Raw genomic sequence first — 16384 nt, 5'->3', positions numbered from 1 at the left:
AGCAAAAGTTTGAAGCAGGGGTTGTTTAATAGAGGGTGCAAGCCCTTTGTTGAAGTTTGATTTTAACAGAAAAGGATTTTCTTGAATTTGAGGCGATTGTAAAAGAAACAATAGAAAGAAGCTGCATTCGAAATGCAGCTTCTTTCTATTGTTGTGTTTAATTATTAGCTTCTCTCCAAATTTCTACAGCATGGATGATCCGCTTAACGCCTTCTTCGATGGTTGCACGTGGACAAGCAACATTAATACGCATAAAGGTGTCCCCTTCTATGCCATAGTCCTGGCCGGGATTTAAGCCGACACGTCCTTTATCAATCATGAACCGGTTTAATTCTTCTTTGTCCATATTTAATTCGGAGCAATCGACCCAGACGAGATATGTTCCTTCTGATTTTGTTACTTTTAATTCAGGAGCATGTGCAGCAAACATTTCCTTAATATACTCCGTATGGCCCTGGATAACCTCCAGCAGTTCTCCTAACCAGGATTCGCCGTGACGGTAGGCAGCTTCCATTGCTGTAACAGCCATTCCGTTTAAGGAATTATTGAATCCCTGACGAAGAAAGGCATTTGTTAATTTTTCCTTGTTTTCCTTGTTTGGTGTAATTGCATAGGACGCTTGCAGACCTGCTAAATTAAATGTTTTAGATGGTGCCATGCAAGTAATTGTTTTATCGGCGATTTCTGTTGACAGGCTGGCTATTGGCAGGTGTTTATGTCCCTGAAAAACTAAATCTGCATGAATTTCATCAGAAAAAATCATTGCATCATATTGCAGGCAGAGCTCTGCCATTTTACGCAGCTCTTTTTCTGTCCAGACGCGGCCAACCGGATTATGTGGAGAGCATAAAATAAACGCTTTTACACCACTTGCTAATTTATTTTCCATATCTTCAAAATCAATCGTGTAATAATCGTCCTGGTGAATCAATGGATTTTTTACAATTTCACGTTCTAGAACGTTTATAATATTGTAAAATGGCGTATATACAGGTGTTTGAATCATAATCTTATCACCTGGTTCTGTGAATGCCTGCAATGCCATATGGAGTGTGTTAATTACTCCAGGGCTGTAGTTAAGCCATTCAGACTGAATATCCCATCCATGACGGTTTTTTACCCAATCGGTCACAGCAGATGTAACATCTTCATCAATTACTGTATATCCGTAAATTCCATGCTCTGCACGTTTGATAAGTGCCTGATTGACAGCTTCTGGAGCTTTAAAATCCATATCAGCTACCCACATCGGTATAACATCGTCGGACTGGAATCTCATCTGCAGCATATCCCATTTTACAGATTTTGTTTGCTTGCGGTCATGTACTTCTTCAAAAAAACTCATTCTTTTATTTGCCTCCTTGCATTCATATCATTTTTCTATTATAACAAAGATACTTTAGAAAGGTAGAGAACTGGCTAAAACTTCTTTAGGAATTCCCGTTTTCAGACAAAAAAAAGCAAAGCGTTATACGCTCTGCCTACAGGGGGAATACGAGAAAGCCTTACAATAATAGTAATACCCGTTGTAAAAAAGAATAAACCAAAAATTTTAAAAAAATATTAATTTTATTTTTTGTGGAGGAGCAGCTGATTTAAACAATTAGGGTTCTAGATAAAAAAACTTCATTTCATAGAGATTGTCATCCCCTTGAAATGAAGTTTTGTTTTATATTATAATCTTTTCTCAAGTTCTTCTTTTTCGTTTTCAAATCCTGGTTTGCCAAGTAATGCAAACATATTTTTCTTATATGCTTCTACACCCGGCTGGTCAAATGGATTAACACCAAGCAGGTAGCCGCTGACAGCACATGCTTTTTCAAAGAAGTATACTAAGTAGCCGAAAGTATAAGCGTCCAGTTTAGGAACCTCAATGATCAGGTTTGGAACATCACCGTCTGTATGGGCTAATAAAGTACCCTGAAATGCTTTATTATTTATTTCATGAATACTTTTACCGGCTAAGTAATTTAATCCATCTAAGTCATTCGCTTCTTCTTCGACAGTTAAATTTTTCTTAGCTTCATTTACATGAAGAATCGTTTCGAAGATATTTCTTCGTCCTTCTTGGATATATTGGCCAAGAGAGTGCAAATCAGTTGAGAAGTTTGCTGATGAAGGATAAATCCCTTTTTGATTTTTTCCTTCACTTTCGCCAAATAACTGTTTCCACCATTCAGAGAAGTATTGAAGGGCAGGCTCATAATTGATGAGTAATTCTGTTACTTTTCCTTTTTGATAGAAGATATTACGTACGGCTGCATATTGATAAGCAGGATTTCTATTTATATCAGGCACAGATAAGTCATCCATCGCAGCCTGTGCACCTTTCATAATTGCATCAACATCAATATTGCTTGCTGCAATTGGTAATAGACCTACTGCAGTTAGTACAGAGTAACGTCCGCCAACATCGTCTGGAATAACAAATGATTCATAGCCATTTTCATCAGCTGTTGTTTTTAGGGCGCCTTTTTTACGGTCTGTTGTTGCATAGATACGCTTTTTAGCTTCTTCTTCGCCATATTTTTCTTCTAAAAGTTTTTTGAAGATACGGAAAGCAATTGCAGGTTCTGTTGTTGTACCACTTTTAGAAATAACGTTAATAGAGAAATCCTTATCCTTTAATACGTCAGTCAGCTCACTCATATAAGTGGAGCTTAAATGATGACCTACAAAAATTATCTGCGGTGCTTTTCTTTCTTCTGAAGAAAGAAGGTTTTGGAATGAATGGTTTAGCATTTCTAATGCTGCTTTGGCTCCAAGATAAGAACCGCCGATACCAATTACCAGAAGAACGTCAGAGTCATCTTTGATTTTTTCTGCACTTTTTTTAATACGTGCGTATTCTTCCTGATTATAACTTTTAGGAAGGTCAACCCAGCCTAAAAAGTCATTACCGGCTCCAATTTTTTCATGAATCATTTGGTGCGCGCGCAATACAAATGGAGACAGGTTTTTAATTTCTTCTTTGTCGAAAAACGAAAGTGCTTTATCATATTTAAAAGTTACATGTGTCATTTATAGTTCCCCCTTTAAAATTGATTCCATATATGATTCTACTTTAATCTATTAATGTGATGAAATCAAGGGTAACGACCTGAAGGGCTGTCAATTAAGCCGGGAAAAATGTGCTGGAAAATGATGTTGATAATAGCAGAAATCCTTTAAATTAAAAGAAGGAAAATAGTTTGGAAGAGTCTAAATAAACATTTTGATATAACTGGAAAAGGTATGAACTAAAACAGAGGATATACTTCATTAAAAAACACAGATACCTGAAGAAAAACCAGGTGTCTGTGTTCTCTGATCATTGTTATTTTATTTGTTTTGTGTCTGGTCAATCCAGTCCTGCAGTTTATCTTTAAGGATATTAAAACCGCTTGATTCATTGCTGGAATCATAGTTTTTTACTGTATTATCCTGTTTAGCAGTTTCTTTTGGCGCTTCTTCAGTAGCGCGGATAGATAAAGAAATTTTTCCTTTTCCTTCATCGATTTGAATGACTTTTACATTTACAGTGTCGCCGATACTTAAGTGGTCATTGATATCCTTTACATATCCGTGCATGATTTCAGAAATATGAACTAACCCCTGTGTGTCGCCATCAATTGCAACGAATGCACCATAAGGCTGAATGCCTGTTACTTTTCCTTCTAATACTTGACCTACTTCTACGTTTGTAGCCATATTGAACATCTCCTATATCTTTTTCATTTTGTTTTAAGTTATCCAAAGTGGATGGAAAAAGAAAAGGCAGCTTTTTATACCAGCTATGAAGCTAGTAAATAAAAATGAGAATCTTTTTCTGCATCTTTTGAACACGTGCTTTTTTCAACAATATATTACTTTATCATAAAGTATAGGAAATATCCAATCTAACGTTACCGGCTGGCAAGATTAATAAGTGTATCTTTCTCCTGAAGGACAAAAGCAGTTTTTGGGTGGAGAATATACTCTTTTTCACGTAGCACACCGATTATAAGAAATCCTTTTTCCAGGCAGGGAATTACTGCTTCTAAATATGTTTTTCCAATAAGTGAATCAGGTACAGTGTGATGAATAAATTTATGCTGGATAAGAAGATGATAAATATCCTCAAATGGTGTTGCTTGTATCTCCGGGTCTAATTCATGGAAAAATAAACTGCTCATAAAATCATTTGATCGAATAATTGTTGTTGCACCCGCCCGGGCGGCATTATCAATCTGCTTCTTAGATAGAATTTCCGAGATAATAGGTATGTCCGGGTTATTTCCCCGGATAGCAATAGTAGTCAGGATCGTATGTGTATCTGACTCATAATCGGGTTTTTGATTATCCGCTGCAATAAATACCCTCGCAGCTGCTTTAATGTTTGCCATATGCAGAACAGCATCTTCTGTTGCATTGCCTTTAATATAATGGACGGGCAATTTAGTATAGGCAAGATGATTTAATGTCCGGTCAATGATAACAATTTTTTTATCTGAAAAATAATGAATGATTAAATCAACAAGCTGGCGTGTCCGTTCATTGAACCCGACAAATATATAATGATCTTCGCCATGAAAAGCAAGCTTTCCCTCTTGCGATTTTTTTTCGCGTTTTATAGCTGTAGTGGATATAGAAGCAATATAAAACGCAATTAGACCGCCACCGGTTAAAATTAAGCATGCGGCAATCAGGCGGCCAAATAAGGTCACCGGGGCATAATCTCCATAACCGACAGTCGCTCCTGTAATAAGCGCCCACCAAATCCCGTCAATAGGTGTCGGAAAACGCTGCGGCTCGATTAAATAAATAAGATAACCGAAGAATGATAGTGAAATCAGGACAATCAGCAGCAATTTCAGGATATTGGGAATGCGGTAATAAAGGAGTTTAAGAAAGCGCACATTCATCTGGGAATCCTCCAATCTATTTTGATTAGTATGTGCAAATACAAGGAGTTCTTATTCGTAAAATAGGAGTCGTAAATATTTGAGGACGAATAAATAAAAATGATTTTATTATCTAATTAACTCAACTTTCGCACCTTAAAAAATAACCCGCTTATTATAGAGACATGTGTTGATCGTTCCTTCCATCTATCTTTTGACAAAGCATAAATTCTATCCAGAAAGAAGGTAATGTGTGAGGCTACCGCTGCGGCGGACCGTTTTGCTTTCCTAGGGGCATGCTCTTCAGCTAACTTTTGCCAAGAAGAGCACTTGGCAAAAGTGGATCTTCAGATGATGCTAATCCCTCAGGAGTCAAAACGGTCCGCCTCCGCTAAGGGGATTCTATACTGTTTAATACAGCGAAGCCAATAGAAGAAATTAGATCAGTAAAGAACATGTTCATCATGGAATAGGAAGGTATAGATGCTTATTCTCAGGTGCGAAAGTTGAGTAATTAAAAAACATCGGCTCCTCCTGGAAAGCCGATGTTTTTTAATTAACCTATATTGTTTTCAAAGTTTCTTTCATGCTTTCATAAACGATGGACCAGTTATCCTGATTATCCCGGTAGGATTTTGAAATAAACCGGTGCATTTGTTTTTGCTTTTCTTCAAAATCACGGGCATCCTTTGGTGGAAGCTGGGCGCGTGCTTCGTCTATATACGCTTGAATTTTTGGAGCCCTTGGACCCCATTTACCAGCTTCCTGTCCTTCGGTATCAATAAAAACAATAATAGGGATAGACCTGGCTGTTCCATTTGTTAAGTATTGATCCATTAATTCAAGATTGTCATCCCGTAGCAAAGCCTTGACAGGCATATTGGCAGCCTCTGAAATTTTAAGGAGAATCGGCATATTTAACATCGCGTCACCGCACCAATCTTCTGTGAGGATAATCGCTCTTAGGTTCTTACTTCTGATTTCTTCAAAAAAGTTTTCATCCGCAGGTAATGAAAAGTTATCATAAATGTGTAATAAATCCTCTTTATTTACATTCATTGCTTCAATGTATTCATCTGGATCAAGTCCTTTTTCATACCATTCATTTAATGACATCTATATCCCTCATTTCAATTATTTGATATAGTTAGTTTACCTTCTTCTGCAGAATTGGTAAACAAAAGTTACCTTGTAAGAGGATGTTCAAAAAGTCCAATAAAATTGACGCGGCGAAATTCTGCGTTGACGAACTTTTTGAATATACATTGTAAGGAAGGATAGGGAAGAATTTATAGGGAATGTTTAAAAAGTACAATGACAATGACGGATTGAATTTTTCATCGTACTTTTGGACAAGCATTTATAGGAGGTTATAGCATGGCAGATACAAAATATGATGTTTTAATGGACTTACTTCATACTCCGTCTCCATCAAGTATGGAAATGGAAATACAAAAGAAATGGATTAATTATGTGAAGGATTATGCGGATGAAATCAGGACAGATCATGTCGGTAATGCAATCGGGGTACTCAATCCGGATGCTCCATTTAAAGTCCTGTTAGCAGGGCATTGTGATGAAATTGGCTTCATTATTCAGCGTATTGATGAGCGGGGCTTTATATTCTTTGAAAAATTGGGTGGAATCAATCCGAAAGCAGCTATTGGCATGAGAGTGACAGTGTTGGGATATCAGGAAACACTTACAGGTGTCATTGGTGTCAATGCACAGCATCATGGAGGAATCAAAGGTGATGTTGGTGTGCAGGACCTCTATATGGATTGTGGATTTCAATCAAAGGAAGAGGCGCTTAAAAAGGTCCAAATCGGTGATCTCTGTGTGTTAAAAACAGATCCAGAGATATTACAGGATCGGTATATTTCCGCGAGAGGGCTGGATAATCGTACCGGAGCATTTATTATAGCAGAAGTAATCCGAAAGCTGTCTGAAAAAGATTTGTCGATTGGTGTTTACGGAGCGAGTACAGTTAATGAAGAGACAAACATGGGCGGAGCTTATTTTGCAGCAGCCGGTATAGAGCCGGATTTTGCAATTGCAGTTGATGTGACCTTTGCAACGGATTATCCAAATGTCGATCCGAAAAAGCTGGCTGAGGTTCATTTGGAGGGCGGTCCTGTTTTAGCAAAAGGAGCACCGATTCACCGCAAAGTCAATCATTGGCTGGAAAAAGCTGCAAAAGAAAAATCAATTCCATTACAATATGAACTAACACCAGATGCAACAAGAACCGATGCTGATAAAATGCGTTACACAGGTAAAGGAGTGCCGGTAGCGTTAGTGTCCCTTCCGCTCAGATATATGCATTCACCAGTAGAAACCGTAAGCAAGAAGGACATTGATAAGGAAATCGACTTATTAGTAACGATGCTTGAAAATCTGACAGGGAAGGAAGATTTAAATCTATTGCATGATGATGTTTAAAATTACTTTGAATTAAAAACTTTTCTCTTGTCAAATGAATATGCTATGGTATACTTAAAGTAATTTAATATTCGATTCCAATCTTCGGGGCAGGGTGTAATTCCCGACCGGCGGAAATAGTCCGCGAACTGTACTTTGTTACAGTTGATCTGGTGTAATTCCAGAACCGACAGTGATAGTCTGGATGGGAGAAGATGTCGAGCTTGTTTTTAACCATACGCATGTTTTTTGTGTATTTATTTAGCGATGACTCAAACCCTAAAGCCCTTATGCTTTAGGGTTTTTTAATTGCTTACAGGATAAGAATAGCATCGTACCTTCATCACGAGTTGGAATCGGAAAAATGATGGAGGAGGTAAGCTGATGCAAAAAAAGAAAAGAAATCAGCTGTTAAAGTTAATAATTATCGCATTATTAAGTACTATTTCTCTTGTTTTATTTTTTCTAAATTTTCCACTGCCGTTTTTACCAACACCATATCTAAAAGTGGATTTCAGTGATGTGCCTGCATTAATCGCATCCTTGATCTTTTCGCCAATGGCCGGTGTGCTTGTCGTTGGATTTAAGAACTTGTTATATTTGGCTGTTTCGGGATCAGGAGAGCCAATTGGTGTGTTATCTAATTTTGTTGCCGGATTAATGATTGTTTTACCGGTTTCGCTTATTTATCATCGGATAAAAGGTTTAAAAGGTCTTATCACTGGATTGGCAACAGGTACTGTTATTATGGCAGTCGGAATGAGTGTACTCAATTATTATCTGATTTTACCTGCATACGGCTGGTTTATGGGCTGGGAAATGTCTGAACAAATGAAATGGATTGCAGTTATTGGCGGTGTGCTGCCATTTAATATCATTAAAGGAATTTTTATCGGGATTTTGTTTATCCCGTTATTCAATAAGCTGCATAGCTGGATTCAGCAGCAGCGGACCAGGTTTATATAATACAATAATAAAAAAGAATTAAATAGGACAACAAGAAAAGGGCTGGGCTTTAATCCGGCCCTTTTCTTGTTGTTAATCTAAAAGCGTACAAAAAGAGTAAGTTATTTTATTGTTTTGAAGTATGGAATATAAACAAGGAAAAAGTACCATATTTTGAAAAAAGGTACGATTTAGTATTGTAAGCCATCTAGAAGGATAAAAAAACATTTGTTATTGCAAGACTTTTATGCCATTTTGCTTGTAGGCATCAATAATATTAGCCGGTACGGATTTCTCTGTTATTAGAAAATCCAAAGCATTGCTTTTTTCGACAAAGAAAGTAGAAACTTTTTCTAACTTTTCTTTGGTCACCACACTAAGTATTTGAGAACTTTGTTTGATTAACTGGCTTTTTAACAAAGATTCTTCAAAAAGAGGAACTGTAATGCCCAGGTTAGAATCAATGGATGAAATGCCAAGTACACATAATTCTACGTGAATTCTCTCAATTTCTTTAATAGTATAGGAACCTGTGTTAACGTGTGAAGTCTTATTGAATTCACCTCCAATAACATAGATTTGTACATGGGGGTGATTACTCAAGGCAAAGGCCACTGAAGGGCTATTAGTTAATACCCTCCCTTTATAAGACTGGGGCAGTTTCTCGGCAAGCTTCAGGTTAGTTGTTCCGCCATCAATAAAAAGCACATCTGCTTTTTCTAAAATTGGCACAGCGAGTTTAGCTAATTCTTCCTTCACTTTTGCATTTTGATCAATTCGTGTGTTGAAGTCTACCTTATCATTGACAATGCTTAATGCCCCGCCATGAACCCGTTTAATTAATCCTTTTGCCGACAGCTCTTGCATATCCTTTCGAATCGTATCTTCCTTCACTTTCAATTCCTTCGTTAATTCAGAAACCAATGCTCTTCCATCGGATTGAACCTTATTTAATATGTAGATATGACGTTCTTTTTTTAGCATAATTATCACCTTTGTATTGTATTTAATTGAATTATATTGATTTTGTGAGGTTATTTATAATATTAATTATATCATAATAGATAAATAAGTACTATTAATATTGGTATTACCTAAACAGTCAGTTTCCATAATTCTTTAAATAGCTCACTGACAAAGCAGGATTTTTTATTGAAAGGGAAGAATAAACTTCTTAGATCCTTTTATTTTTCTTATTGACATATTCAATTAAAAACGATAATATTAAATTCAATTCAATTCAAAACAATTAAATAAAGGATGTGGTGCAAGGTATGAAGACGAAAAAATGAATTTATAAGTGCGCTGTGATGTTGATAAGCGACTGTTGCCAGTTTCAGAAATAAAAATATGAATGTTCCATTTGTTTAATTAATTTAATGTATGCGTTTCCGTAAATAGTATAGCGGACTTCTCTATTTTCAGCTTTACTATTTTAGCTGTTAGTATTTCTATAATACAAGTAGCTATCTATTGTAGAACGGCGCTTGTAATTATTTGAAAATATAAACTATTTCTGTGAATCCACAAGATTTTTAGGGAGATGACAAAATGAAAAATCTACTTATGATGTTTGTGAATAAATTGACGAGTATCGGTGCGTCATTACAAACGCCAATTGCTATTTTACCAGCTGCAGGGCTGCTATTAGCCTTAGGGACAGTTTTTACAAACTCTGCTTTCTTGGAAATGATGCCTGCTGCAGATAATCCAATAATGGAAAATATCTTTAATGTATTATTAGCTACAGGAAATATAATTTTTGCTAATTTACCGTTGATCTTTGCAGCAGGGGTAGCTATTGGATTAACGAATAATGATGGAGTAGCAGCTTTATCAGCTATTGTAGGCTATTTGATTATGAACGTAACTATTGGTGGAACGATGGGGATTACACCAGAGATGGTTGCTGAATCAGATATGTATGTTGAAATATTAGGAATTCCAACAGTTCAAACAGGGGTTTTGGGAGGCATCATTGTAGGTCTGCTTTCGGCAACTGTATTTAATAAGTTTCATGATGTTAAGCTGCCAACATCATTAGCATTTTTCGCCGGTAAAAGAAGTGTGCCAATAATTACTGCTTTCAGTGCTCTATTTTTAGGATTTATTATGATTATCATTTGGCCGACAATTCAAGGCGGAATTAATAATTTATCTACATTTATTGTAAATTTAAACGCAGGTTTTTCTGGTTTTATGTTTGGTTTTGTAGAAAGATTAACCATTCCATTTGGTATGAACCATGTATGGTGGCCGACATTTTGGTTACAAGCAGGAGAATATACAAATGCCGCAGGCCAAGTTGTTAACGGAGACCAATTGATTTTCTTCTCACAATTAGCCGATAACGTGCCAATTACTGTTGGTAACTTTATGAATGGATTGTTTGTATTGAAAATTTTCTCTATACCAGCAATTGCTTTAGCGATGTATCATACAGCGAAGAAGGATCAAAAAGCAAAGGTGAAAGGTATTTTATTATCTGCAGGATTAACATCTTTAATCGCTGGTGTAACAGAACCATTAGAATTTCTATTTATTTTTACTGCTCCAGCATTATTTTTAATACATGCGGTGGTTACTGGTCTGGGATTTACAGCAATGAATCTGCTGGGTGCGCATATGGGGCTTTCTTTCTCCGGAGGATTACTGGATTTTGCATTCTTTAATTTACTGACAACCCGGACACATTGGTGGTTACTTATCCCGGTAGGACTAACTTTCTTTGCAATCAATTATTTCTTATTTAGATTTGCAATTGTGAAATTTAACCTGAAGACTCCAGGACGAATGACAGACAAAGATAAAAATACAAAAGAATCTAATATAAATTATGATGGTGATCAAATTACAAATATTATTAAAGGTTTGGGCGGTAAAGAAAATATTCGCAATGTCAATGCATGCTATTCCAGATTACGTGTAGATGTAGCAGATACTAATGTTGTTGATAAAGATATTTTCACTGATCAATTAGAAGCTTCCGGTGTAAGTATTTTAGGAAAAAATGTCCAAGTAATTTATGGAAATGCAGCAGTTGGAATTAAAGAAGGCGTGCTGGCAAAGCTTCGGGGAGACGATTATGAACCAGTTGTTGAAACGAAGAAAACTGCTGATACTGTTCAATCAGAACCAGATAAACTATTAGATATCGCAGCTCCGGCAACTGGGAAAATAATTAAAATTGATGAAGTTCCGGATCAGGTGTTTTCTACAAGAGCTATGGGGGACGGTTTTGCAATTGAACTGCAGGACAGTCTTATCTATGCTCCGGTATCGGGGGAAATTGTGGGGGTATTTCCAACAAAACATGCCATCTCTATAGTAGATAATTTTGGAAATGAAGTCCTTGTCCATATTGGTCTGGATACAGTTAATTTAGAAGGGGAAGGCTTCCGGTTATTGGTTGAAGAAGGAGATGTGATTAATCAAAACGATTTAATTGCTGAAATTAATGCAGAACAGATCAGAAACAAAGGTTATTCCTTAATTACACCAATTATTTTTACTAATCTGGACAAAGAAATGTATGAAGTTAAGCTTTCCGCACAAGGAAGAATCAAAGCAGGCCAACAAAATCTGATTAAATTTTAATTAAACCGATGAACATTATTTGGTTATGTAACAAAATAGGAGGTTATCTAATGGAAAAGGGAATTTTTTCTAAAGTATTTGTTAAATACCCATTAGAAGAAGCGTTTAAAAAGATTCGGGAATTTGGTTTTAATACAGTGCAATTTAATTTTGCAAATGTAGGATTGCCTAGCTTACCTTCACACGTCAGCAAAGAAATTCTTGAGCAGATACGAAAGGCTTGTGAAAAGACAGGAATTTCAATTTCTGTCATCTCTGGAACATTTAATACATTAGAATTAGATAACGAGACACGGAAAAGAAATATAAAAGGATTTAAGAATGTAGTGGAATCAGCCAAAAAACTAAATGTACCATATGTTTCTATTTCAACAGGCAGTTTCAATCAAGAAGATTTTTGGAGCCCGCACCCTGATAACCATACAAAGAAAGCATGGCGTTATTTGTTAGAATCATTGGATGAAATGCTGGACATTGCTTCACGTAATGAAGTAATTATTGTTATAGAGCCGGAACAGTCGAATGTTATTAGTACGGTAGAGGATACCAGGCGATTGATGAATCATTATCGAAGCCCCTATTTAAAAGTATTGTTTGATGCTGCCAATATTATAACTGTTGATGATTTTGGTCAATTAGAAAATAAAATTAACAGTTCCTTGAAGGAATTGAGTGAGTATATCGCAGTAGCCCACTGTAAAGATTGCCTCGTCTCCATGAGGGAAGTAAAATTTGCACCTGTTGGCAAAGGCAGTCTTCCATTGAATCAATATTTAAAAGAATTAAAAAAATACTATGATGGACCAGTGATTATGCATGGATTAGCTGAAGAAGATGTTGCCTTTGCATTAAAAAATATTCATTTTTAAATTGATATAAATAAAAGAGGAGAATACTTTATGACTGATATAAAAAAAGAAGCAAAATTAGTGAAAATTGGTGTATTAGGAGCGGGACAAATTTCTCAAGCAGCACACTTTGACTCCATTAGAAGATCAAGTAATGCAGAGCTTTACGCAATTTGTGATTTAGATGAATTTCTTTTAAATGAAATGGATGCTATCTATCATCCAGCTAAACTTTTTCGTGATTATGATGAAATGCTGGCAGACCCGGCGATTGATGCGATTGTAATAGGAATTGCGGATAATTTCCATGTTCCAATGACTATTAAAGCAGTACAAGCAGGTAAACCAGTTTTAGTAGAAAAACCTTTAGGTATGTCTATTGAAGAGGTTGAAGAATTAGGGGAGTATGTTAAGAATTCTAACCTGCATGTTCAAGTTGGAAACATGAAACGTTTTGATCCGGGAATTGAGGCGGCTAAGGATTTTATTGATCAGGAAATGGGCGAGATGCTGGCTTTGAAGGCTTGGTATTGTGATAATACGTATCGCTATACAACAACAGATAATGTTCAGCCAGTTATTTTAGAAGGACCTAATGCTAAAAAGCCTGCCGGAAATCCGAAAGCTGATAAACGTCGTTATTATATGCGTGGTCATGGAAGCCACTTATTTGATACTGCACGCTATTTAGGGGGAAATATTATTGCGGTTACTGCTTGGTTGACTGAAAAATATGGTTCTTATTCATGGTTTGTAACGGCAGAATATGAAAATGGGTTTGTTGGGCAGTTAGATTTAACTTTACAAGTCCGGATGGATTGGCATGAAGGCTTTGAAGTTTATGGTGAGCATGGCTCAATTACTGCAAAAACATATAATCCATGGTTCTTTAAAGGAAGCGATGTAGAAATTTTTAAATCCTCAGACGATAGTTACCATCGTCCGATTGCTGCAGATGGCCATTTTTATCGTCGTCAAATGGAAGATTTTGCGCGTACTGTATTGACAGGTGAGAAAGGTCGTGGTGCAACCGTTTTTGATGGTATTGAAACAATGAAAATTATGCAAGCAGTTCAAAAATCGGTTGAAACAGGTCAAAAGGTCCGGGTAGACTCTGTTTCAGGAGAACTATAGGAAGGAGTTAAAGAATGCCTACATTTAATTTTGATGGAATCCATTTTTATTATCAGGATGATAACAGCGAAGGAATACCTTTTATATTTCTTCATGGGCTTGGCGGAGATGTAAATCAAACACAAGATATTTTGAATGAAATTCCACATATCAGACGTATCACTATTGATTTTCGTGGTCATGGAAAAACAATCAAATTTGGTGAAACTAGTAAGCTAAGTTTCCATCAATTTGCAGATGATGTGAAGGCTCTGATTGATTTTTTGGAAATCGACCAGTTTATCATTGGCGGAATTTCTACTGGTGCAGGAGTAGCTTTGAATTTTGTTTTACGCCACCCGAAAGGAATTCAAAAATTAGTCCTTTCCCGTCCGGCTTGGGAAGATAAGCCACAGCCTGAGATAATACAAGAAGCTTTTCGAATAATTTATCAGATATTGAATGATGACTCTGTCTTGGATTACAAAGAAGCATTTAAGCAAACGGTGATTTATCAAAAAATGAACGAAATTTCCGGTTATGCTGGAAAAACATTATTAGGACAATTCGATTATCCTTATGCCAGAGAAACTTCACCAAAATTAATCTACATTCCATCAGATTGTCCTAATAATAGCAAAAGTGATTGGAAGTCTGTATCTGTTCCAACTTTGATTTTAGCGTCTAAGAAGGATCCATTGCATCCCCTTGAATTTGCGGAAACAATCCACGCTGGAATTCTGGGGTCAAATTTTAAAGAAATCACATCAAAAACCATTTCTGGAAGGGAACATAAAATGGATACTGTTACAGAAATTCATGAGTTTATCAAAAACTGACTGTTTAGCAGAAGAGAACGAGAATAATATTCTGTGATTTAAAGTGTCACATAAACATCCATACTGTTATCGAAATTGTACAGCATATTTTAGTAGAAAAAATCGTTATTGTGACAGATAGAGGGGAAAGAATTGTAAAAATACTCATATATAATTATGGTGAAGGATATGAACCGGTTATCTTATTTGTGAGAACGAAAGCTGTATTGAGCCGGGATGGAGATAAGACTCTATACTATTAGCAGTTTATTTGCCTTTAATAAATTAATTTATAGTGATACAAACAGAGAGAGGCTCGCCTCTCTCTGTTTGTATGGAAAAAGATATATTTTCTATATTGTTAATCAATATTTTAAGCTTCTTCAACAAGGATTCTCGCTGTAGGCATTACTTCCAGTCTTTCTTTCGGGATAGGCCTGCCGGATTGTTCGCTGATTCCAAAAGTGCCATCTTCTATTTTTTGTAAGGCATCTTCAATATCCTTCAGTTCTTCTCTCCGCATCTGATCTAAGCCGGCATCCCGCTGTTGTTCAAATTGTTCTGTTCCCAGATCAGCTGGGTGATTATTGACAGAGGCCAGCTCATCCTCTTGTTTATTTTCCTGTTCTGTATATCCTTCAGCTTCTTCTTTCATTTCTAAAAGCTTTTTCTTAAATAGAGCTATATCTTCTTTGGTTAAATGTTCTGCTTGCATGATTTTATGTCATCCTTTCTGAATCGGAATGCATACATGCTTTACAATAATCCGGAAATTAATAAAGAGAGACCTAAAAGCATACCATATATCGTATTTGTTTTCGCTGTTTTTGCCATAGCCGGCATCATTTCTATCGCTTTTGTTTTTCCTTGGAATTCTTTTATCACACCGATTGCCGGCAGGACACTTAATAGCGTGAGGAAGGACCAAGCCGGAAGAATACCGGTGAGAATAAGAATAATTGTTATAGCGAAAGCAACAATAAATAAAATTCCAAGCAGCTTAACGGAATTTGGTCTGCCGATAAGCACGGCGATGGTTTTTCTTCCTCCCGTTTCATCTCCATCACGATCCCGGATATTGTTTGCAAAGTTAATGCATCCGATAAAAATTGTAATTGGGATGGAAATCCAAATCATTTCCGCTGTAATAGTAGAGGTTTGAATATAATAAGTAATCCCAATAATAACTGAACCCATCAGTACACCAGAGAATAATTCTCCAAGAGGCGTATAAGAAATGGGAAAAGGACCTCCAGTATATAAATAACCGATTGCCATACAAAATAAACCAATAATTGCAATCCACCAGCTGGAAACGATACATATGTAAATGCCGATTCCAACGGATATAGCATAAAAAATAAAGGCAATATTACGGATTCGTTTCGGATGCATCCCATCTCGGACAATAGATCCGCTGATTCCTACAGATTGATCGTTATCTAAACCGCGCACAAAATCGTAGTACTCATTAAACATATTGGTTGCTGCCTGAATAAGTATAGAAGCGATCATCATTGCAAAAAATAGCAGCCAGTTGATAGTTCCTTCATTAAGAGCAATCATTGTCCCGACAAAAACAGGGACAAAGGATGCTGTAAGTGTATGGGGCCGGATTAAACGCCACCATTTATGGAAACCTTCCCGTTCATTTAATAATTCTTTTATATTAGCAGAATCTTTTGTTGTCATTACCTGCTTCCTCCTAAAAAACAATATCGTATTTATTTTAGATAAGTGGTATGGGCGTGTCAAACCTATTTTATAATATCAACAGAAT

15 protein-coding genes and 1 riboswitch are annotated in these 16384 nt (G+C 36.4%); of the genes, 7 read left to right on the top strand and 8 right to left on the bottom strand.

Going from position 1 to position 16384, the window contains the following annotated elements:
• Positions 1-157: 157 nt before the first annotated feature.
• From IEX29_RS17635 to IEX29_RS17615, 5 genes are all read right to left on the bottom strand, one after another.
• Positions 158-1345 carry a MalY/PatB family protein gene (locus IEX29_RS17635; protein WP_188735748.1) on the bottom strand — a complete coding sequence of 396 codons (1188 nt, stop codon included), beginning with the start codon at positions 1343-1345 and terminating at the stop codon, positions 158-160.
• A gap of 329 nt (positions 1346-1674) precedes the next feature.
• On the bottom strand, positions 1675-3021 hold the full coding sequence (locus tag IEX29_RS17630) for a glucose-6-phosphate isomerase (RefSeq protein ID WP_188735745.1): 1347 nt from the start codon (positions 3019-3021) through the stop codon (positions 1675-1677).
• A gap of 300 nt (positions 3022-3321) precedes the next feature.
• Complete coding sequence (yugI, locus tag IEX29_RS17625; protein ID WP_188735744.1) at positions 3322-3690, bottom strand: S1 domain-containing post-transcriptional regulator GSP13; 369 nt, start codon at positions 3688-3690, stop codon at positions 3322-3324.
• Positions 3691-3884: 194 nt separating this feature from the next.
• A complete protein-coding gene (locus IEX29_RS17620) occupies positions 3885-4883 on the bottom strand; it encodes a potassium channel family protein (RefSeq protein WP_188735742.1) in 999 nt (332 codons plus the stop codon).
• 540 nt (positions 4884-5423) lie between these two features.
• A complete protein-coding gene (locus tag IEX29_RS17615; protein ID WP_188735740.1) occupies positions 5424-5978 on the bottom strand; it encodes a thioredoxin family protein in 555 nt (184 codons plus the stop codon).
• A gap of 261 nt (positions 5979-6239) precedes the next feature.
• Here IEX29_RS17615 and IEX29_RS17610 point away from each other — a divergent pair, with 261 nt between their 5' ends.
• Positions 6240-7304 (top strand): M20/M25/M40 family metallo-hydrolase, encoded by a 1065-nt coding sequence (locus IEX29_RS17610; protein WP_188735738.1) that lies wholly within the window; start codon positions 6240-6242, stop codon positions 7302-7304.
• Positions 7305-7380: 76 nt separating this feature from the next.
• Positions 7381-7504, top strand: a riboswitch (FMN riboswitch).
• Positions 7505-7667: 163 nt separating this feature from the next.
• The gene (locus IEX29_RS17605; protein ID WP_188735736.1) at positions 7668-8249 is read left to right on the top strand and encodes an ECF transporter S component; all 582 of its coding nucleotides are present in this window, start codon (positions 7668-7670) and stop codon (positions 8247-8249) included.
• A 210-nt stretch (positions 8250-8459) separates the two neighbouring features.
• Here IEX29_RS17605 and IEX29_RS17600 read toward each other — a convergent pair whose 3' ends face one another.
• The gene (locus tag IEX29_RS17600) at positions 8460-9212 is read right to left on the bottom strand and encodes a DeoR/GlpR family DNA-binding transcription regulator (RefSeq protein WP_188735734.1); all 753 of its coding nucleotides are present in this window, start codon (positions 9210-9212) and stop codon (positions 8460-8462) included.
• A 567-nt stretch (positions 9213-9779) separates the two neighbouring features.
• Between IEX29_RS17600 and IEX29_RS17595 the strand changes: the two genes are divergently transcribed.
• The 5 genes from IEX29_RS17595 (at position 9780) to IEX29_RS27075 (ending at position 14867) form a co-directional block, all read left to right on the top strand.
• Positions 9780-11825 (top strand): PTS sugar transporter subunit IIABC, encoded by a 2046-nt coding sequence (locus IEX29_RS17595; RefSeq protein WP_188735733.1) that lies wholly within the window; start codon positions 9780-9782, stop codon positions 11823-11825.
• Positions 11826-11875: 50 nt separating this feature from the next.
• Positions 11876-12694 (top strand): sugar phosphate isomerase/epimerase family protein, encoded by an 819-nt coding sequence (locus tag IEX29_RS17590; protein ID WP_188735730.1) that lies wholly within the window; start codon positions 11876-11878, stop codon positions 12692-12694.
• A 30-nt stretch (positions 12695-12724) separates the two neighbouring features.
• Complete coding sequence (locus IEX29_RS17585) at positions 12725-13807, top strand: Gfo/Idh/MocA family protein (RefSeq protein ID WP_188735728.1); 1083 nt, start codon at positions 12725-12727, stop codon at positions 13805-13807.
• A 14-nt stretch (positions 13808-13821) separates the two neighbouring features.
• Positions 13822-14625, top strand: a complete 804-nt coding sequence (locus tag IEX29_RS17580) for an alpha/beta fold hydrolase (protein ID WP_188735727.1) — start codon at positions 13822-13824, stop codon at positions 14623-14625.
• A gap of 110 nt (positions 14626-14735) precedes the next feature.
• Complete coding sequence (locus IEX29_RS27075) at positions 14736-14867, top strand: hypothetical protein (protein ID WP_268239089.1); 132 nt, start codon at positions 14736-14738, stop codon at positions 14865-14867.
• A gap of 110 nt (positions 14868-14977) precedes the next feature.
• On the opposite strand, the gene IEX29_RS17575 is transcribed toward IEX29_RS27075, so the two are convergent.
• Together IEX29_RS17575 and IEX29_RS17570 are read right to left on the bottom strand one after the other, a co-directional pair.
• Positions 14978-15319 carry a TraR/DksA C4-type zinc finger protein gene (locus IEX29_RS17575; RefSeq protein ID WP_188735725.1) on the bottom strand — a complete coding sequence of 114 codons (342 nt, stop codon included), beginning with the start codon at positions 15317-15319 and terminating at the stop codon, positions 14978-14980.
• A 41-nt stretch (positions 15320-15360) separates the two neighbouring features.
• Positions 15361-16296 carry a 1,4-dihydroxy-2-naphthoate polyprenyltransferase gene (locus IEX29_RS17570; RefSeq protein ID WP_188735723.1) on the bottom strand — a complete coding sequence of 312 codons (936 nt, stop codon included), beginning with the start codon at positions 16294-16296 and terminating at the stop codon, positions 15361-15363.
• Positions 16297-16384: the final 88 nt, after the last annotated feature.

This window comes from Oceanobacillus neutriphilus (genome assembly GCF_014645515.1).
Classification (GTDB): Bacteria; Bacillota; Bacilli; order Bacillales; family Amphibacillaceae; genus Oceanobacillus; species Oceanobacillus neutriphilus.
Note: the sequence above shows the minus strand (reverse complement) of the source record. Positions and strands in the feature narration are given on the sequence as shown.